Here is a 15,882-nt window from a genome sequence, read left to right as displayed (position 1 = left end):
CGTTCAGCGGGCCGCGCCGGCCTGCGCCACCCGGTCGTCGCGGCGCGGCGCCGGGTCGGCGTCGGCCGTGGGGGTCGGCCGGTCCGCAGGCGTAGCGTCGGCCACCGACTCGGCTCGTCCGGCCACCGACCCGGCCGGTGTCGGCGTCGACCCGGCGGTGGCCGTCGGGCCGTCCTCGGCGGCGGGTTCCCCGTCGAGCACCGACCGGTCGATCTCCTCGGTGCCGGAACGGCGGCGTCGGCTGATCAGCCAGCCGATCACCGCGCCACCGCCCAGGCCGGAGACCAGGCCGGCGGCGAGCAGGCTGTTGGCGTTCGGGCCCTCGTCGGGCGGGGCGGTGGCCGGAGCGGGGGCACCCGGCACGGCACCGCCGGGTGCCGCGCCGTGACCACCGTGGGCGGCACCCGGGTACGCCGGGTCGCCCGGGGTGAGGGTCAGCGCGGGTAGCGGGCGCTGGCCGGGACGGTCGCCCCAGTGCACCTGGAGGCCGTCGGCGTAGGTCTGGGTCAGCTCGAACCGCACCTGCTCGGCCTGCGGCAGCGGCGCCATCGAGAACACCAGCCGGGCCGGGCCCGCCCCCGCCTCGCCGGTGCCCCTGGTCCAGGTCAGCGCGGCGGTCACCACGTCGGTCGCCGGACCGTGCATGCCCGCGATCGGGGCGTCGAGCCTGCGGGTGGTGATGGCGGGCGCCCAGCCCTCCACCGAGAGCGGGTACACCTCGGCCACCGGGGTCTCCGCCGGCATCCGGATCTCGATCCGCTCGGTCCGGACCCCGGGCCGCTCGTCGGGCACCAGGAACTCGAGCTTGACCGAGTTGCCCTGCTGGGCCTCGGCCGGAGTGAACGTCACGCCGTCGGCCCACGCCGTGGTCGCGGGCCAGAGCAGCACCCCGGCCGTGGCCAGGGCGGCCACCAGCGCGCCCCGGCGTCGACGGCTGCTGCCGCGCGTCATCGCCATGCTGGGTCCCCATCCGTGTCGATGCGGCCGGAACCGGCTCCGGCCACACCTGGTAGTTCGGATCCCGGGCCGAAAAGGTTCAACGTCGGCCGGATCCGTCCCCTACGGTGTCGGGGACGGTGGCCGCCACACCGACCGATACCATCGCGGTGAGCCGTCACCGGCACCTTCCGTCACATCTGCTGCGAGGAGTTCACCCGTGTCCGCACCCCGTACCCCCGCCGTGGCCGACCCCGTCGTCGTCGCCGCCGGGACGACGGCGGCCCACGCGGTGGCGGCAGCCGGATTGCCCACCACCGGCCCGAAGGCGATCGTGGTGGTCCGCGACCCGCAGGGCGCCCTGCGGGACCTGGACTGGCAGCCGACCGAGGAGACCGCCGTCGAGCCGGTCCCGCTCGACTCCCCGGACGGGCTCGACGTGCTGCGGCACTCGACCGCGCACGTGCTGGCCCAGGCGGTGCAGGACGTCTTCCCCGAGGCCCGGCTCGGCATCGGCCCGCCGATCGAGAACGGCTTCTACTACGACTTCGCGGTGGACAAGCCGTTCCAGCCGGACGATCTCGCCAAGGTCGAGAAGCGGATGCAGGAGATCGTCAAGTCCGGGCAGCGGTTCCGGCGGCGGCGCTTCGACAGCCTCGACGACGCCAAGACGGAGCTGGCCGCCGAGCCGTTCAAGCTGGAACTCATCGACGTCAAGGGCGAGGGGCTGGACTCCTCCGAGGTGATGGAGGTGGGTGGCGGCGAGCTGACCATCTACGACAACCTCGCCGCCGACTCCGACAAGGTCTGCTGGTCCGACCTGTGCCGGGGCCCGCACCTGCCCAACACCCGGTTGATCGGCGCGTTCAAGCTGATGCGCTCGGCCGCCGCGTACTGGCGGGGCAGCGAGAAGAACCCGCAGCTCCAGCGGGTGTACGGCACCGCCTGGCCGACCCGGGACGCGCTCAAGGCGTACCTGAAGCTGCTGGAGGAGGCGGCCCGGCGCGACCACCGCAAGCTCGGCGCGGACCTGGACCTGTTCAGCTTCCCCGACGAGCTCGGCTCCGGCCTGGCGGTCTTCCACCCCAAGGGCGGCATCATCCGCCGCGAGATGGAGAACTACTCGCGGCTCAAGCACGAGCAGGCCGGGTACGAGTTCGTCAACACCCCGCACATCACCAAGGGCCACCTGTACGAGGTCTCCGGGCACCTCGACTGGTACGCCGACGGCATGTTCCCGCCCATGGAGGTGGAGGGCGCCAGCTACTACCTCAAGCCGATGAACTGCCCGATGCACGACCTGATCTTCCGGTCCCGGGGTCGCTCCTACCGGGAGCTGCCGCTGCGGATGTTCGAGTTCGGCACGGTCTACCGCTACGAGAAGTCCGGTGTGGTGCACGGCCTGACCCGGGTGCGTGGCATGACCCAGGACGACGCGCACATCTTCTGCTCCGAGGAGCAGATGGCGGGGGAGCTGAAGTCCCTGCTCGCCTTCGTGCTCGAACTCCTGCGCGACTACGGCCTGGACGACTTCTATCTGGAGCTGTCCACCCGCAACCCGGAGAAGTCGGTCGGCACCGACGAGAACTGGGAGCGGGCCACCGAGGCGCTGCGGTCGGCGGCCGAGGAGTCCGGCCTCAACCTGGTGCCCGACCCGGGCGGCGCGGCCTTCTACGGCCCGAAGATCTCCGTGCAGGCCAAGGACGCCATCGGCCGTACCTGGCAGATGTCCACCATCCAGGTCGACTTCAACCTGCCGGAGCGCTTCGGGCTGGAGTACCAGGCCGCCGACGGCACCCGGCAGCGGCCGGTCATGATCCACCGGGCGCTGTTCGGCTCGATCGAGCGGTTCTTCGGTGTGCTCACCGAGCACTACGCGGGGGCGTTCCCGGCCTGGCTGGCCCCGGTGCAGGTGGTCGGCATCCCGATCCGCGAGGAGCACGCCGACTACCTGCACGGCTTCGTCGCCGCGCTGCGCGCCGAGGGCATCCGCGCCCAGGTGGACGCCGGTGACGACCGGATGCAGAAGAAGATCCGCACCGCCCAGCAGCAGAAGATCCCGTTCATGGTGATCGCCGGGGACGACGACGTGGCCGCCGGCACCGTCTCGTTCCGCTACCGGGACGGCTCGCAGCGCAACGGGGTGCCGCTGGCCGAGGCGGTCTCCCACGTCCTCGACGTCGTCCGCACCCGCACCAACGTCGGCCCCTCCGCCCAGTAGTAAGGAAGGGCACCTTACCAACGCCTGCGGTAGAGCAGGGGACCCTTCCTCACATCACGACGGGTACCGCTCCTCCGCTCACGCCGGGTGCCGGGCCGAGGCTCGGCACCCGCCCGGCGGGGCCGTAGGATCGCCGGTGTGACTGGGGGAGCGGACGAGCACAGCGACAGGGACATGGCCGACGGGCTGGACCGGCTCTGGACGCCCCACCGGATGACCTACATCTCCGGCGAGGACCGGCCCGAGGGCGGCTACGAGCAGCCCTCCGGTTGCCCGTTCTGCCTGGCCCCGGCCCGGCCGGCGGGGGAGAGCCTGGTCGTGGCGCGGGGCGAGCACGTCTTCGTGGTGCTCAACCTGTACCCGTACAACCCCGGGCATCTGCTGGTCTGTCCCTACCGGCACGTGGCCGACTACACCGACCTGGACGAACCGGAGACGGTCGAGTTGGCGTCGTTCACCCAGGCCGCGATGCGGGTGATCCGCAAGGTCAGCAACGCGCACGGCTTCAACCTGGGCATGAACCAGGGCGGGGTGGCGGGCGCCGGCATCGCCGCCCACCTGCACCAGCACGTGGTGCCACGGTGGGGCGGTGACGCCAACTTCATGCCGGTGATCGGGCGTACCAAGGTGTTGCCGCAACTGCTCGGCGACACCCGCGACCTGTTCGTCCGCGCCTGGCCGACCTGACCTCACCCGCGACGCCTCGCCCCTCCCGGGGGACCTCACGCACCGCCCCCGCACCCCGGGCTGCTCTGCGCGCCGGGTCCTCTGTGCTCGCTGTGGACTGCGCCGCGCCGGACCGCGCACACCGCTGCGCCGCCTTTGCTCTGCTTCACCCCACGCAACGGTTACGCGCTGAAGTCGATGCGTATCGGTGAGCAGAGCAGAAGCGGCCGGGAGGGCAACCGGATCCGGAGCGATCCGCAGGTCGCCCGGGTGGGGGCGAGAACGGGGACGGATCCGGGGTGATCCGGGGTGATCCGTGGGCGACGGTCCCCCGTACGGATGATCGTGCTGGATGTCTGTCAAACCCTGTCCGGAAGATGGCACGATGCGCCGGTGGCGGAGTCGACGCGCACGCTGGGGCGCAGCGGGATCGAGGTCAGCGCCCTCGGCATGGGCTGCTGGGCGATCGCCGGCCCCTGGTCCGAGGGGCACACCCCGCTGGGGTGGGGGGCGGTCGACGACGAGGAGTCCGTCCGGGCGGTCCGCCGCGCCCTCGACCTCGGCGTGACCCTCTTCGACACCGCCGACTCGTACGGTGCCGGACACGGCGAACGGCTCCTCGGCCGGGCCCTGGCCGGGCGGCGCGACGAGGCGGTGATCGCCACCAAGTGGGGGTACACGTTCGACGAGCGGTCCCGGCAGGCCACCGGCCGGGACGCGTCCCCGGCGTACCTGCACCGGGCGGTACGGGACTCGTTGCGTCGCCTCGGCACCGACCGGATCGACCTCTACCAACTGCACCTGGCCGACCTGCCGGTGGCCCCGGCCCAGGCGTTGCTCGGCGTGCTGGAGGATCTGGTCGCCGACGGGCTGGTCCGCGCGTACGGCTGGAGCACCGACCGGGTCGACCGGGCCGTCGCGCTCGGCCAGGACGCCCGGCACGGCGCGGTCGTGCAGCACAGCCTGTCGGTGCTCCGGGACGCCCCCGACCTGCTCGCGGTCTGCGACAAGTACGACCTGGCCAGTGTCAACCGGGGGCCGCTGGGGATGGGGCTGCTCACCGGCAAGTACCACCACTGTTCGACGCTGCCGCACGACGACATCCGGGGCATGACCTCGGGATGGTTGGAGTGGTTCCGGGGTGGGCGGCCCGCGCCGGAGTGGCTGCGCCGGGTGCACGCCGTGCGGGCGGCGCTGACCGCCGACGGGCGCACCCTGGCGCAGGGCGCGCTGGGCTGGATCTGGGCCCGCAGCGAGCGCACCATCCCGATCCCGGGGTGCCGTACGGTCGCCCAGGTCGAGGAGAACGCCGCCGCCCTGGCCCTCGGTCCGCTTCGCCCGGACCACTTCGCCGAGGTCGAACGCCGACTCGCCGCGCTGCGCTCGGCCGCCCTGCGCGAGGTGGACCGCCCCTACTGGCCCAGCCCCATGCTCCCCACCGCCCGCCCCTGACCGGGACCCCCGGGAAGGTCAGGGGGTGGGGTGGGAGTCGTAGCGGAGGAAGCGGCGGCGGAAGGTGCCGGCACCGGCGGTCATCGCGCGCAGCTCCACCGCGTACCGGAGCAGCCCGGTGGCGGGCACCTCGGCGCGGATCAGGGTCCGGCCCTCGACGTCCGGGTCCGGTTCGGTGCCGAGGACCCGGCCGCGTCGGCCGGAGAGGTCGCCCATCACCGCGCCCACGCTGCCGTCGGGCACCCGGACCGTCACCTCGTCGACCGGTTCCAGCACGATTGGTCCGCCCTGCTCGGCGGCGTCGCGCAGGGCCAGCGCCCCGGCGGTCTGGAACGCGGCGTCGGAGGAGTCGACGCTGTGCGCCTTGCCGTCGACCAGGGTCACCCGCAGGTCCACCACCGGGTGACCGGCGACCAGCCCGCGTTCCATCTGGGTGCGTACGCCCTTCTCGACCGAGGGGACGTAGTGGTGCGGTACGGCGCCGCCGACCACCCGGTCGACGAACTCGAAGCCGCCGCCGCGCGGCAGCGGTTCCACCTCGATGTCGCAGACCGCGTACTGGCCGTGCCCGCCGGACTGCTTGACGTGCCGACCGTGCCCACGGGACGGCGCGGTGAGCGTCTCGCGCATCGGCACCCGCACCGGTTCGGTGTCCAACTCGACGCCACCGGCGCGCAACCGGTCCAGGACCACGTCGGCGTGTGCCTCGCCCATGCACCAGAGCACCAACTGGTGGGTCTCCGGGTTGCGTTCCAGCCGCATGGTCAGGTCACCGGCCACCAGCCGGGCCAGGTTGCGCGCCAACGCGTCCTCGTCGGAGCGGGATTTCGCCACCACGGCGACCGGCAGCAGCGGCTCGGGCATCTCCCACGGGGCGATCAGCAGCGGGTCGTCCTTGGCCGAGATGGTGTCGCCGGTCTCCGCGCTGCCGGACTTGGTGATGGCGCAGATGTCACCGGCCACCGCCACCCCGACCTCGCGCAGCGTGGCACCGAGCGGGCTGTAGAGGTGGGCGATGCGTTCGTCGGCGTCGTGGTCCGGGTGGCCGCGTTCGGCCATGCCGTGTCCGGCGACGTGCACGGTACGGTCCGGACGCAGGGTGCCGGAGAAGACGCGTACCACGCAGACCCGCCCGACGTGCCGGTCCACCGTCGTCTTGACCACCTCGGCGACCAGCGGTCCGTCCGGGTCGCAGGTCAGCGGCGGGCGGGGCGAGCCGTCGACGCCGGCGACCGGCGGCAGGTCGTGCTCCGGCGGGGACGGGAATCCGGCGGTGAGCACCTCCAGAAGGACGTCCAGCCCGACGCCGGTGGCCGCGCAGACCGGCACCACCGGATAGAAGTGGCCCCGCGCGACGGCCTTCTCCAGGTCCTCGACGAGCAGGGCGGGATCGATCTCCTCACCGCCGAGGTACCGGTCCATCAGGGTCTCGTCCTCGCTCTCCGCGATGATCCCCTCGATCAGCTCGTCGCGGGACTCCGCGATCGCCGGCAGGTGCTCCGGGTCGGGCTCGCGGACCTGTGCGGGCAGGCCGGCGGTGTAGTCGAAGACCCGTCGGGTGATCAGCCCGAGCAGGCCGGCGGTGGACTCGCCGTCGTCGCCGAGCATCGGCAGGTAGAGCGGGACCACGTTGTCGCCGAAGACGCGCTGGCACAGCGCCACCGCCTCGTCGAAGTCGGCGCGCGGATGGTCCAGCCGGGCGACGGCCACCGCGCGGGGCATGTCGACGGCGGCGCACTCCTCCCAGAGTGCGGCGGTGGCGGCGTCCATGCCGTCCACGGCGGAGACCACGAACAGGGCGGCGTCGGCGGCCCGCAGCCCGGCCCGCAGCTCGCCGACGAAGTCGGCGTAGCCGGGCGTGTCCAGCAGGTTGACCTTGATCCCGTCGTGGTGCAGCGGCGCACAGGACAGCGCCACCGAGCGCTGCTGGCGTACGGCGGCGGGGTCGTGGTCGCAGACGGTGGTCCCGTCGGCGACGGAGCCCGGCCGGTCGATCGTGCCGCTGGCCGCGAGCAACGCCTCGACCAGCGTCGTCTTGCCCGCGCCGGAATGCCCGACGAGCACCACGTTGCGGATCCTGGCGGGGTCGGTCACCGCCGGCACGCCGCCGGCGGCCCCCTTGTCGTGACTCTTCTGCGCCATCGGGCGCACCTCCCTCAACCGGTGGTGGTAGGTGGCGACCGCCGTGCGCGACGGGGACGCGGCCCGGGCGGGTGCTGCGGCGATATCCTCCGGGGGACCGCTCCGAACCGCGCAGTCAACGGGTGGTCGGGTGAGCCGGGTCACTGTACTGCTCGATCTCACACCCGGTGGCGGACCGACACAACCCCTGCCACCGGGACCGGCGGTGTCGTCGGCCGGTGGGCCGACCGTTATCGTGGGACCGCCATGGCGAAGATCTTCCAAGTGTCGGCCCGCGCGGGGATGACCCGCGTCGTGGAGCCGATCGCCCGTAGCCTGCTGCGCGCGGGCGTGTCCCCCAACGCGGTCACCGTCGCGGGCACCGTCGGGGTGCTCGTCGGCGCGCTCGGCTTCGGCGCGCGCGGCCATCTGGTCGCCGGTGCGCTGATCGTGACGGTCTTCGCGCTCACCGACCTGCTCGACGGGACGATGGCCCGGATGAGCGGCGGGTCCACCACGTTCGGGGCGTTCCTCGACTCCAGCATGGACCGGGTCGCCGACAGCGCGGTCTTCGGCGCGGTCGCCTTCTATCTGGCCGGCGAGGGGGACCGCGGTGGCATGGCCGCCGCGTTGATCTGTCTGGCCGCGGGCGGTCTCGTCTCCTACGTCAAGGCCCGCGCCGAGGGGCTCGGGATGAGCGGGAACGTCGGCATCGCGGAGCGTACCGAGCGGCTGCTGATCGTCGGCGTCGGCGGCGTGCTCGCCGCGCTGGTCCACCCGGCGGCGCTGCCGATCGCGCTCTGGCTGCTGGCGGCGGTGTCGCTGTTCACCGTCGGCCAGCGGATGCGGTACGTCTACCGGCAGGCCCAAACCAGGTGAACCTCACCGAACTCGGGTTCGTCGCCGGTTGGCGGCTGGTCCGGGTACTGCCCCGCCCGGTGGCGGTGGCGGCGTTCGACGCGGTGGCGGACCGGGCCCACCGCCGCCGGGGCAAGGGTGCCAGCCGGCTGCGCGCCAACCTGCGCCGGGTGGTCGGGCCGGAGCTGCCCGACGCGGAGTTGGACGAGCTGGTCCGGGCGGGCCTGCGGTCGTACTCCCGCTACTGGATGGAGGCGTTCCGGCTGCCGTCGCTGAGCCGGGAGCAGGTGCTCGCCGGCTTCCGGCTGGACGGCGCCGAGAAGCTCGCCGCCGACGTGGCGGCCGGGCGGGGCGCGGTGGTGGCGCTGCCGCACGGCGGTAACTGGGACCTGGCCGGTGCCTGGGTGGTCGCCAACGGCTGGCCGCTGTCCACCGTCGCCGAGCGGCTCAAGCCGGAGGGGGTCTACGAGCGGTTCGTGGCCTTCCGGGAGGGACTGGGCATGGAGATCCTGCCCACCACCGGCGGTGACCGTCCCCCCATCGACGTGCTGACCGACCGGCTCCAGGCCGGTGCGGTGGTGCCGTTGCTAGCCGACCGGGACCTGTCCGCCCGGGGTGTGGAGGTGGACTTCTTCGGCGGTCGGACCCGGATGCCGGCGGGGCCGGCGTTGCTGGCGTTGCGGACCGGAGCCCCTCTGTACGTGGCGTCGATGTGGTACGAACCGGATGCGGCGTGCGCCTCGATCGAGGGGCCGCTGCCGCTGCCGGGGCCCGCGGAGGGCTCGCTGGACGAGCGGGTCCGTACGCTGACCCAGCGGATCGCCGACGGTCTCGCGTCGGGCATCGCCCGGCATCCGCAAGACTGGCACATGTTGCAGCGGATGTGGCGGGACTGAGGGGGCGGACGCAATGCGGATCGGCATCGTCTCCCCGTACTCCTTCGACGTGCCGGGCGGGGTGCAGAACCACGTCATGGATCTCGCCGAGGCGCTGATCGGGCTCGGCCACGAGGTGAGCGTGCTGGCTCCGGCGGACGAGGACTCGCCGTTGCCGCCGTACGTGGTGCCGGCCGGCCGGTCGGTGCCGCTGCCGTACAACGGGTCGGTGGCCCGGATCGCGTTCGGCCCGGTCTCCACCGCCCGGGTGCGTCGCTGGATCACCCGGGGCGATTTCGACGTGCTGCACGTGCACGAGCCGCTGACGTTGAGCCTGTCGATGCTCGCCGTGCTCTCGGCGCGGGGGCCGGTGGTGGCCACCTTCCACACCGCGATGACCCGCTCCCGGGTGCTCTCGGTCGCCCAGGGCGTCCTGCAGATCGTGCTGGAACGCATCACCGCGCGGATCGCGGTCAGCGCGCTGGCCCGCAAGGTGCAGGTCGAGCACCTGGACGGCGGCGCGGTGGAGATCCCCAACGGGGTGGCGGTGGCCAAGTTCGCCGGGGTGGAGCCGTTGCCGGGCTGGCCGGGCGAGTACGCGCCGGGCGAGGGCGGGACGCTGGGTTTCCTGGGCCGGTTCACCGAGCCCCGCAAGGGGTTCCCGATCCTGCGCGACGCGTTCGTGGAGTTGGCCCGGCAGCGGGCCGGGTTGCGCCTGCTGGTCGCCGGCCCGGGGGACCGGGACGACCTGTTCGACCAGTTTCCGCCCGATCTTCGGGATCGGGTGACCTTCCTCGGGCTGGTCTCCGAGGAGGAGAAGGCCCGGATGCTGCGTAGTGTGCACCTGTACGTGGCACCGAACACCGGTGGCGAGTCCTTCGGCATGATCCTCACCGAGGCGTTGGCCGCCGGCACGACGGTCGTCGCCAGCGATCTGGACGCGTTCCGCCGGGTGCTCGACGGCGGGCGGGCCGGGCGGCTGTTCCCCACCGGTGACGCGGTGACGCTGCGCGACCGCCTGGCCGAGCTGCTCGACGATCCCGTCCAGCGGGCCGAGCTGACCGCCTGTGGGCACCAGGTGGTGGCGAATTTCGACTGGCCCGTGGTTGCCCGGCGCGTTCTGGAGGTATACGCAGCGGCGATCGAGGCGACCGACGGGCGGGTGATCGACCAGGAGTGGGTGGGGCCGGACTGACCGGGAGGAACGGGAGCAGCACTACGATGCCGGGCATGTGGTGGGTGGTGGGCGCGACGGTGGTCGTCGCCCTGGTGGCGGCGTACCTGATCTGGACCGCCGGCCGGGTCGAGCGGCTCCAGTCCCGCGCGCAGCTCGCCGCGCGCGCCCTGGACGCCCATCTGCTGCGTCGGGCCGCCGCGGCGGCGGTGCTGGCGGAGCGTCGGTACGGCGTCGAGCTGTACGCGGCGGCGCGGATCGCGCTGGACGCCGGCCCGGACGAGCGGGAGGCGGCCGAGAACGACCTGACCCGGCAGTTGCGCGCGGTCGTACTCGACCCCGCCGACCCGGACTGCGACGCGGTGATCGCGGCCAGTCGGCGGCTCGCGCTGGCCCGGCAGGTGCACACCGATCTGGTCCGGGACGCCCGTTCGGCGCGCGGTCGACCGTTGGTGCGGCTGCTCCGGATGGGGCGGGGGCACACCTGGCCGCGCTACTTCGACATCGACGATCCGACGCTCACCGTGCCCGCCGTCGACGCGCGTACCCGCTGATCCGTCGTCCGCGCCGGTCCCCGGGCGCAGGGGTGACCGGGGCCACAGAGCAGGCCACCACGCCTGCGATTGGCGCTCGGAGGGGCATCGCGCCGCGCGTAGCATCTGCGCTGCCCCCGCCCCGAGCACGCCTGAGGAGCCTGTCCCAGATGACTTCCCCCACCAGCAGTGCCACCCCGGTCGTCGGCACCGCCCGCGTCAAGCGCGGCATGGCCGAGATGCTCAAGGGTGGCGTGATCATGGACGTGGTCACCCCCGAGCAGGCCAAGATCGCCGAGGATGCCGGTGCCGTCGCGGTGATGGCGCTGGAGCGGGTCCCCGCCGACATCCGCGCCCAGGGCGGGGTGTCCCGGATGAGCGACCCCGACATGATCGACGGCATCATCCAGGCGGTCAGCATCCCGGTGATGGCCAAGGCCCGGATCGGGCACTTCGTGGAGGCGCAGATCCTCCAGGCGCTCGGCGTGGACTACGTCGACGAGTCCGAGGTGCTGACCCCGGCCGACTACGCCAACCACATCGACAAGTGGGCGTTCACCGTCCCGTTCGTCTGCGGCGCGACCAACCTGGGCGAGGCGCTGCGCCGGATCACCGAGGGCGCGGCCATGATCCGCTCCAAGGGCGAGGCCGGCACCGGTGACGTCTCCAACGCCACCACCCACATGCGCAGGATCCGCCAGGAGATCCGTCGGCTCTCCACGTTGCCGACCGACGAGCTGTTCGTCGCGGCGAAGGAGTTGCAGGCGCCGTACGAGCTGGTCAAAGAGGTCGCCGAGAGCGGCAAACTGCCGGTGGTGCTGTTCACCGCCGGCGGTATCGCCACGCCTGCCGACGCCGCGATGATGATGCAGCTCGGCGCCGAGGGCGTCTTCGTCGGCTCCGGCATCTTCAAGTCCGGCAACCCGGCGCAGCGGGCCGCCGCGATCGTCAAGGCGACCACCTTCCACGACGACCCGGACGTGCTGGCCAAGGTCTCCCGGGGGCTCGGTGAGGCGATGGTCGGCATCAACGTCGACGACATCCCGGTCCCGCACCGTCTCGCCGACCGCGGCTGGTGACGTGCAGCGCAGGTGACATGCAAGGAAGGGCACCCTGCTAACGCCTCGTGCATAGCAGGGGACCCCTGCTAACACCACGGAAGGAACGCCTGTGACGGCACCCGTGATCGGTGTGCTCGCCCTACAGGGCGACGTCCGCGAGCACGTCGGCGCGCTGGCCGGGGCGGGCGCGCAGGCCCGACCGGTACGCCGGGCAGCCGAACTGGACGCGGTCGACGGACTGGTCATCCCCGGTGGGGAGTCCACCACGATCAGCAAGCTGGTGGACATCTTCGAGTTGCGCGAGCCGATCGACAAGCGCATCGCCGCCGGACTGCCGGTCTACGGCTCCTGCGCCGGCATGATCATGCTGGCCACCGAGGTCCTCGACGGCCGCCCCGACCAGCGGGGCTTCGACGGCATCGCGATGACCGTCCGGCGCAACGCGTTCGGCCGCCAGGTCGACTCGTTCGAGGCGTCGGTGGAGATCGCCGGAGTGCCGGGCGGCCCGTTGCACGCGGTCTTCATCCGCGCCCCCTGGGTCGAGCGGGTCGGCGACGACGTCGAGGTGCTGGGCACGGTCACCGCCGGCCCGGCCGCCGGGCGGATCGTGGCGGTCCGCCAGGGCAACCTGCTGGCCACCTCGTTCCACCCGGAGCTCACCGGCGACGCGCGACTGCACGCCTACTTCGTGGACCTGGTCCGCGCGGCGAGCTGACGCGCCACGGGAACGCCACGCGGGCGGATCGAACTCACGCGGGCGGTGGCGCGGTGCCGTGTCGGGGGTTGGCGCGGGCCCAGCCGCGCAGCACCGGGTCGGTGAGGTGGTTGAAGCGTTCCATCTTCGTCGGCCACTCGTTCTTGAACGCGATCACCTGCTCGTCCGGGGCGAGTTGCAGCAGCTCACCGACGCTGCACCCGATCCGCATCGACAGGGCGGTCGCGGCACCGAAGTTCGCCGGGCTGAACACCTGGAGCACGCCCGAGTTATTGATCATGGTCTCGGCGGCGAGGCCGTAGAGGCTGGACAACTGCGCGAGGTCCTGCCAGAAGGTCCAGGTGCGCAGCCCGTACCCGCGCAGCAGCGTGATCGCCTCCTGGAGCAGCGAGAACCGGCCGAGCTGAGCCGCCTCGTCGATGAGGAACAGCAGCCGGGACTGGTTGATCGACCGGCTGTTCATCACGTAGTACAGCAGGCAACCCACCCAGGCCCGCAGCAGGCGCTGATGGGTACGCAGCTTGTGCGGTGGGATGACCACGTAGATGGAGATCCGCCGCTCGGGGTTGGTCAGGTCGCTCAGGGCGAAGCTCGTCCGGGCGGTGGCGTCCACGGTCCGCCGGGAGCTGAAGGCGGCCAGTTGCTGGGCGGCGGTGGCCACGATCCCGCTGAAGGTCTTCTCCGCGTCCGCGATGCTGAGCAGCATCTCGAACTCCTGTCGCGTACCCGGCGGCATCGACTTCGGCCGCGTGTCGAGCGCCACCGCGAGCCGGTAGCGCAGGTCCGACTCGAAGAGCTGGGTACGCAGCTCCTGCAGGGTGTCGGGCCGGTCGGGCTGGCCGGTCATCAGGTCGGTGGCGAGCGCGGCGATCAGTAGTTGCGCCATCTCGTCCCAGAACGGGTCGGACAGCGACTGGATGCCGCCCATCAGGATGTCGGAGAGCACCCGGCCGAAGTCCTCGGCCTCCTCGGCGGCGTCGTCGTCGCGCCGCAGCGCGCCGAAGACGTCGAACGGGTTCAGCGAACCCCGCTTGTCGCTGCCGCCGTGGCTGGCGCCGAACGGGTCCAGCAGCACGATCTCGTTGCCCAGCACGGTACGACGGTGCTCGTGCGTGACGTCGTAGTTCTCGCCCTTCGGGTCGATGACCACCACCGAGCCCTCGTAGGTGAGCAGGTTCGGGATGATCACGTCTCGGCCCTTGCCGGCTCCGGTGGGCGCGATCGTCATCAGGTGGCTGTCGTCGTCCGAGGCGACCACCGGACCCAACTCGGCGTCGTCGACGATGTGTTCCTCGCCGAGTCCGAGGCGGGCGCGTACCCCGGTGTCGCTGGGTCGCCGCTGGGCGAACTGGCTCTTGGACAGCGGCTCGGGTTCCAGGTGACGCACGACTGCCCGGCCGAGAATGAGCTTGGACATCCGCGACTGCCTCTCTAGGGGTTCCGGCTGATGCGGGCGGGACGGACTCCGGCCATGGCGCCGCTGCCGGTGCCGGAGACGACCGTCAACGGCAGTGGCTGCTGGTAGTGGTTGCCCAGCACGTCGAAGTACTCGATCTCGACGAGCACCAGACTCGGCTGCGCGACCTGCGGTGGGTCGACGAAGCGGAGCCGCTGCTCGACGTCGGTGGTGGGCATGACGACGTCCGCCTTCGGGGCGCTCAGTGCCTCGAAGGCCAGGCTGGTGCGGTCGATCCGGATGCCGGTGATCTGGATGCCGAGGATCGGCCCCGACCCGACGTTGCGGAGCCGGACGGAGAGCACCACCAGGGCCTGCCCGCGCCAGGTCAGCCGGGAGTCCTGGATCATCGGAACGGGGATGATCGAGGCCCGGAGTTGTTCGGCGGCCACCCGCACCTCCCGATCCGAGGAGCGGTTGTTCTGCCAGGACAGGAACAGCGCGACGATGCTGCACACGAAGGTGGCCACCAGGCCCGCGAACTGGATGACGTTGAGCGTCTCCTGCGTCACGGCATGGTCCCGACGGCGCAGGAGAACTCGCAGTCCTTGAAGAAGTCGGCCAGGAAGCCCTTGACGACGCGATCCCGGAAGAAGTCGCGGTACGGGACCGTGTACTGCTCCAGCAGGAACTCGGGCCGTGGAGCGATGCGCGACTCCAGGGCCGGGTCACCGTCGCCGACGGTCTCGGAGATGCAGTAGAAGTCCAGCCAGATGCCGCGGTAGCCCTGGTTCGAGGGGGCCTGGATGTCGTAGATCTCGCGTACGTGCACGTCGGGGGCGACCTCGCGGAAGTTGGAGATCTCCACGTCGAGTCGGCCGGTGCGCAGCGGACCGGCGGCGCCACCACTGGGCACGGAGAGGAATCGGCCGTCCTCGCCGGGGCGGTGCGACAACAGGTTGCCGATCAGTTGGTGGCTGCTGACCGGGCGGGGTGCGCGTACCGGAATGAAATCGTAGGTGAGCAGGGAGAACAGGTAACTGGTCCGGATCGGTTGCAGGTCGAAATCGGAATGCAGGATGTCGGACAGGTCGATCGCGATTCGCGACACCAGCCCCTGGATGTAGGGCATGAATACCCGGTACCAATTGTGGAAGAGGCGCAGCGACGATCCGGGCCGTTCGAGGATGATGCGCAGGTCGCGTCGGATGGCCATCCGGAAGCCGAAGGACGAGTCGTCGTAGACGATCCCGATGTTGCCGTCGGACCAGTCCAGCCGCAGGTGCTGCACCGAGTACAGTTCGGCGGCCTCCAGCACCTCGGCGACGCTGCGGTACAACCGGGCCCCCACCGCGCGTTTGCGTTCGGGCGGCAGGTCGAGATCCTGTGCGTACGGCAGTTCCACCATGAGCGAGAACTTGTTGAGCGCGCTGACGCCGCCCTTGCCGATCATCGGCAGGTCACGGCCGAATTCCTCGAAATCCTCCAGCACGTATCGCCTCCGGGGTGCGGTCGACTGCTCACGACAGCGCCAGTGTGTGGCACCCGGGCCAGTCGGAAAAGGCGCGCCCCGGGGCCGGAAGAATGGCTGTTCGGCGGATCCTTGGCAGTTGCCGGATGTGCCGAGGGCTACCGTCGGGCGGTTTTAGGGGAATTGCGGTGCGGGCCGTCGACGACCCCCGCCATTTCTGTCGGAAAGCCGCCAGGAGGCGGTGCTGCCCGCCGTCCGCAGGGCGCCGAAGCAGCCCGCGACGGGCGCAGGGCGTCGGACTCAGCCGGCCACCGAGCGCAGGCCGCCGGGACGTCGGCCCAGTAGGTGGTCCAGCGCCTCGGCGCAGGCGGCGTCGGCGGGCAGGTGGACCAGCAGCCGCTGG

At 71.9% G+C, this 15,882-nt stretch carries 14 protein-coding genes; 9 read left to right on the top strand and 5 right to left on the bottom strand.

The features are described from left to right. Nucleotides 1-3: 3 nt before the first annotated feature. Nucleotides 4-957 (bottom strand): DUF1775 domain-containing protein, encoded by a 954-nt coding sequence (locus tag ACIBMZ_RS04695; RefSeq protein ID WP_396691096.1) that lies wholly within the window; start codon nucleotides 955-957, stop codon nucleotides 4-6. Between the two features lie 199 nt (nucleotides 958-1,156). On the opposite strand from ACIBMZ_RS04695, the gene thrS reads away from it, so the two are divergent. The 3 genes from thrS (at nucleotide 1,157) to ACIBMZ_RS04680 (ending at nucleotide 5,275) form a co-directional block, all read left to right on the top strand. Then, entirely contained in the window at nucleotides 1,157-3,157 is a 2,001-nt protein-coding gene (thrS, locus tag ACIBMZ_RS04690; RefSeq protein WP_396691094.1) for a threonine--tRNA ligase, read from the top strand. Between the two features lie 174 nt (nucleotides 3,158-3,331). Then, a complete protein-coding gene (locus tag ACIBMZ_RS04685) occupies nucleotides 3,332-3,844 on the top strand; it encodes an HIT family protein (protein ID WP_396691863.1) in 513 nt (170 codons plus the stop codon). A 372-nt stretch (nucleotides 3,845-4,216) separates the two neighbouring features. After that, entirely contained in the window at nucleotides 4,217-5,275 is a 1,059-nt protein-coding gene (locus ACIBMZ_RS04680; RefSeq protein WP_396691092.1) for an aldo/keto reductase, read from the top strand. Nucleotides 5,276-5,293: 18 nt separating this feature from the next. Here ACIBMZ_RS04680 and ACIBMZ_RS04675 read toward each other — a convergent pair whose 3' ends face one another. Next, complete coding sequence (locus ACIBMZ_RS04675; RefSeq protein ID WP_396691090.1) at nucleotides 5,294-7,417, bottom strand: elongation factor G-like protein EF-G2; 2,124 nt, start codon at nucleotides 7,415-7,417, stop codon at nucleotides 5,294-5,296. A gap of 246 nt (nucleotides 7,418-7,663) precedes the next feature. Between ACIBMZ_RS04675 and pgsA the strand changes: the two genes are divergently transcribed. The 6 genes from pgsA to pdxT all read left to right on the top strand — a co-directional run bounded on the left by pgsA (nucleotide 7,664) and on the right by pdxT (nucleotide 12,612). Next, nucleotides 7,664-8,275, top strand: a complete 612-nt coding sequence (gene pgsA, locus ACIBMZ_RS04670) for a phosphatidylinositol phosphate synthase (protein WP_396691087.1) — start codon at nucleotides 7,664-7,666, stop codon at nucleotides 8,273-8,275. Then, entirely contained in the window at nucleotides 8,272-9,150 is an 879-nt protein-coding gene (locus ACIBMZ_RS04665; protein ID WP_396691085.1) for a phosphatidylinositol mannoside acyltransferase, read from the top strand. Before pgsA ends, ACIBMZ_RS04665 begins: the two co-directional genes overlap by 4 nt. A 13-nt stretch (nucleotides 9,151-9,163) precedes the next feature. Further along, nucleotides 9,164-10,324: a glycosyltransferase family 4 protein gene (locus tag ACIBMZ_RS04660; RefSeq protein WP_396691083.1), complete on the top strand. Its 1,161-nt coding sequence runs from the start codon at nucleotides 9,164-9,166 to the stop codon at nucleotides 10,322-10,324. A 26-nt stretch (nucleotides 10,325-10,350) separates the two neighbouring features. Then, the gene (locus ACIBMZ_RS04655) at nucleotides 10,351-10,857 is read left to right on the top strand and encodes a hypothetical protein (RefSeq protein WP_396691081.1); all 507 of its coding nucleotides are present in this window, start codon (nucleotides 10,351-10,353) and stop codon (nucleotides 10,855-10,857) included. Nucleotides 10,858-11,006: 149 nt separating this feature from the next. Next, nucleotides 11,007-11,915 (top strand): pyridoxal 5'-phosphate synthase lyase subunit PdxS, encoded by a 909-nt coding sequence (gene pdxS / locus ACIBMZ_RS04650; RefSeq protein WP_396691079.1) that lies wholly within the window; start codon nucleotides 11,007-11,009, stop codon nucleotides 11,913-11,915. Between the two features lie 91 nt (nucleotides 11,916-12,006). Next, nucleotides 12,007-12,612, top strand: coding sequence for a pyridoxal 5'-phosphate synthase glutaminase subunit PdxT (gene pdxT / locus ACIBMZ_RS04645; protein WP_396691077.1), 606 nt, complete (start codon nucleotides 12,007-12,009; stop codon nucleotides 12,610-12,612). A 34-nt stretch (nucleotides 12,613-12,646) separates the two neighbouring features. Here pdxT and ACIBMZ_RS04640 read toward each other — a convergent pair whose 3' ends face one another. Genes ACIBMZ_RS04640 through ACIBMZ_RS04630 form a run of 3 tightly spaced genes read right to left on the bottom strand, consistent with a single transcriptional unit; the run spans nucleotide 12,647 to nucleotide 15,500 of the window. Beyond that, on the bottom strand, nucleotides 12,647-14,029 hold the full coding sequence (locus tag ACIBMZ_RS04640; RefSeq protein WP_396691076.1) for a type IV secretory system conjugative DNA transfer family protein: 1,383 nt from the start codon (nucleotides 14,027-14,029) through the stop codon (nucleotides 12,647-12,649). A gap of 14 nt (nucleotides 14,030-14,043) precedes the next feature. Beyond that, nucleotides 14,044-14,580 (bottom strand): hypothetical protein, encoded by a 537-nt coding sequence (locus ACIBMZ_RS04635; RefSeq protein WP_350695084.1) that lies wholly within the window; start codon nucleotides 14,578-14,580, stop codon nucleotides 14,044-14,046. Further along, on the bottom strand, nucleotides 14,577-15,500 hold the full coding sequence (locus ACIBMZ_RS04630) for a hypothetical protein (RefSeq protein WP_350695082.1): 924 nt from the start codon (nucleotides 15,498-15,500) through the stop codon (nucleotides 14,577-14,579). The genes ACIBMZ_RS04635 and ACIBMZ_RS04630 overlap by 4 nt, the downstream gene beginning before the upstream one ends. Between the last annotated feature and the right edge of the window lie 382 nt (nucleotides 15,501-15,882).

Origin of the sequence: Micromonospora sp. NPDC049900 (assembly GCF_044461025.1) — a bacterium.
GTDB lineage: Bacteria > Actinomycetota > Actinomycetes > Mycobacteriales > Micromonosporaceae > Micromonospora.
The sequence above is the reverse complement of the archived record's forward strand: the minus strand, read 5'-3'. Positions and strand labels throughout refer to the sequence as shown.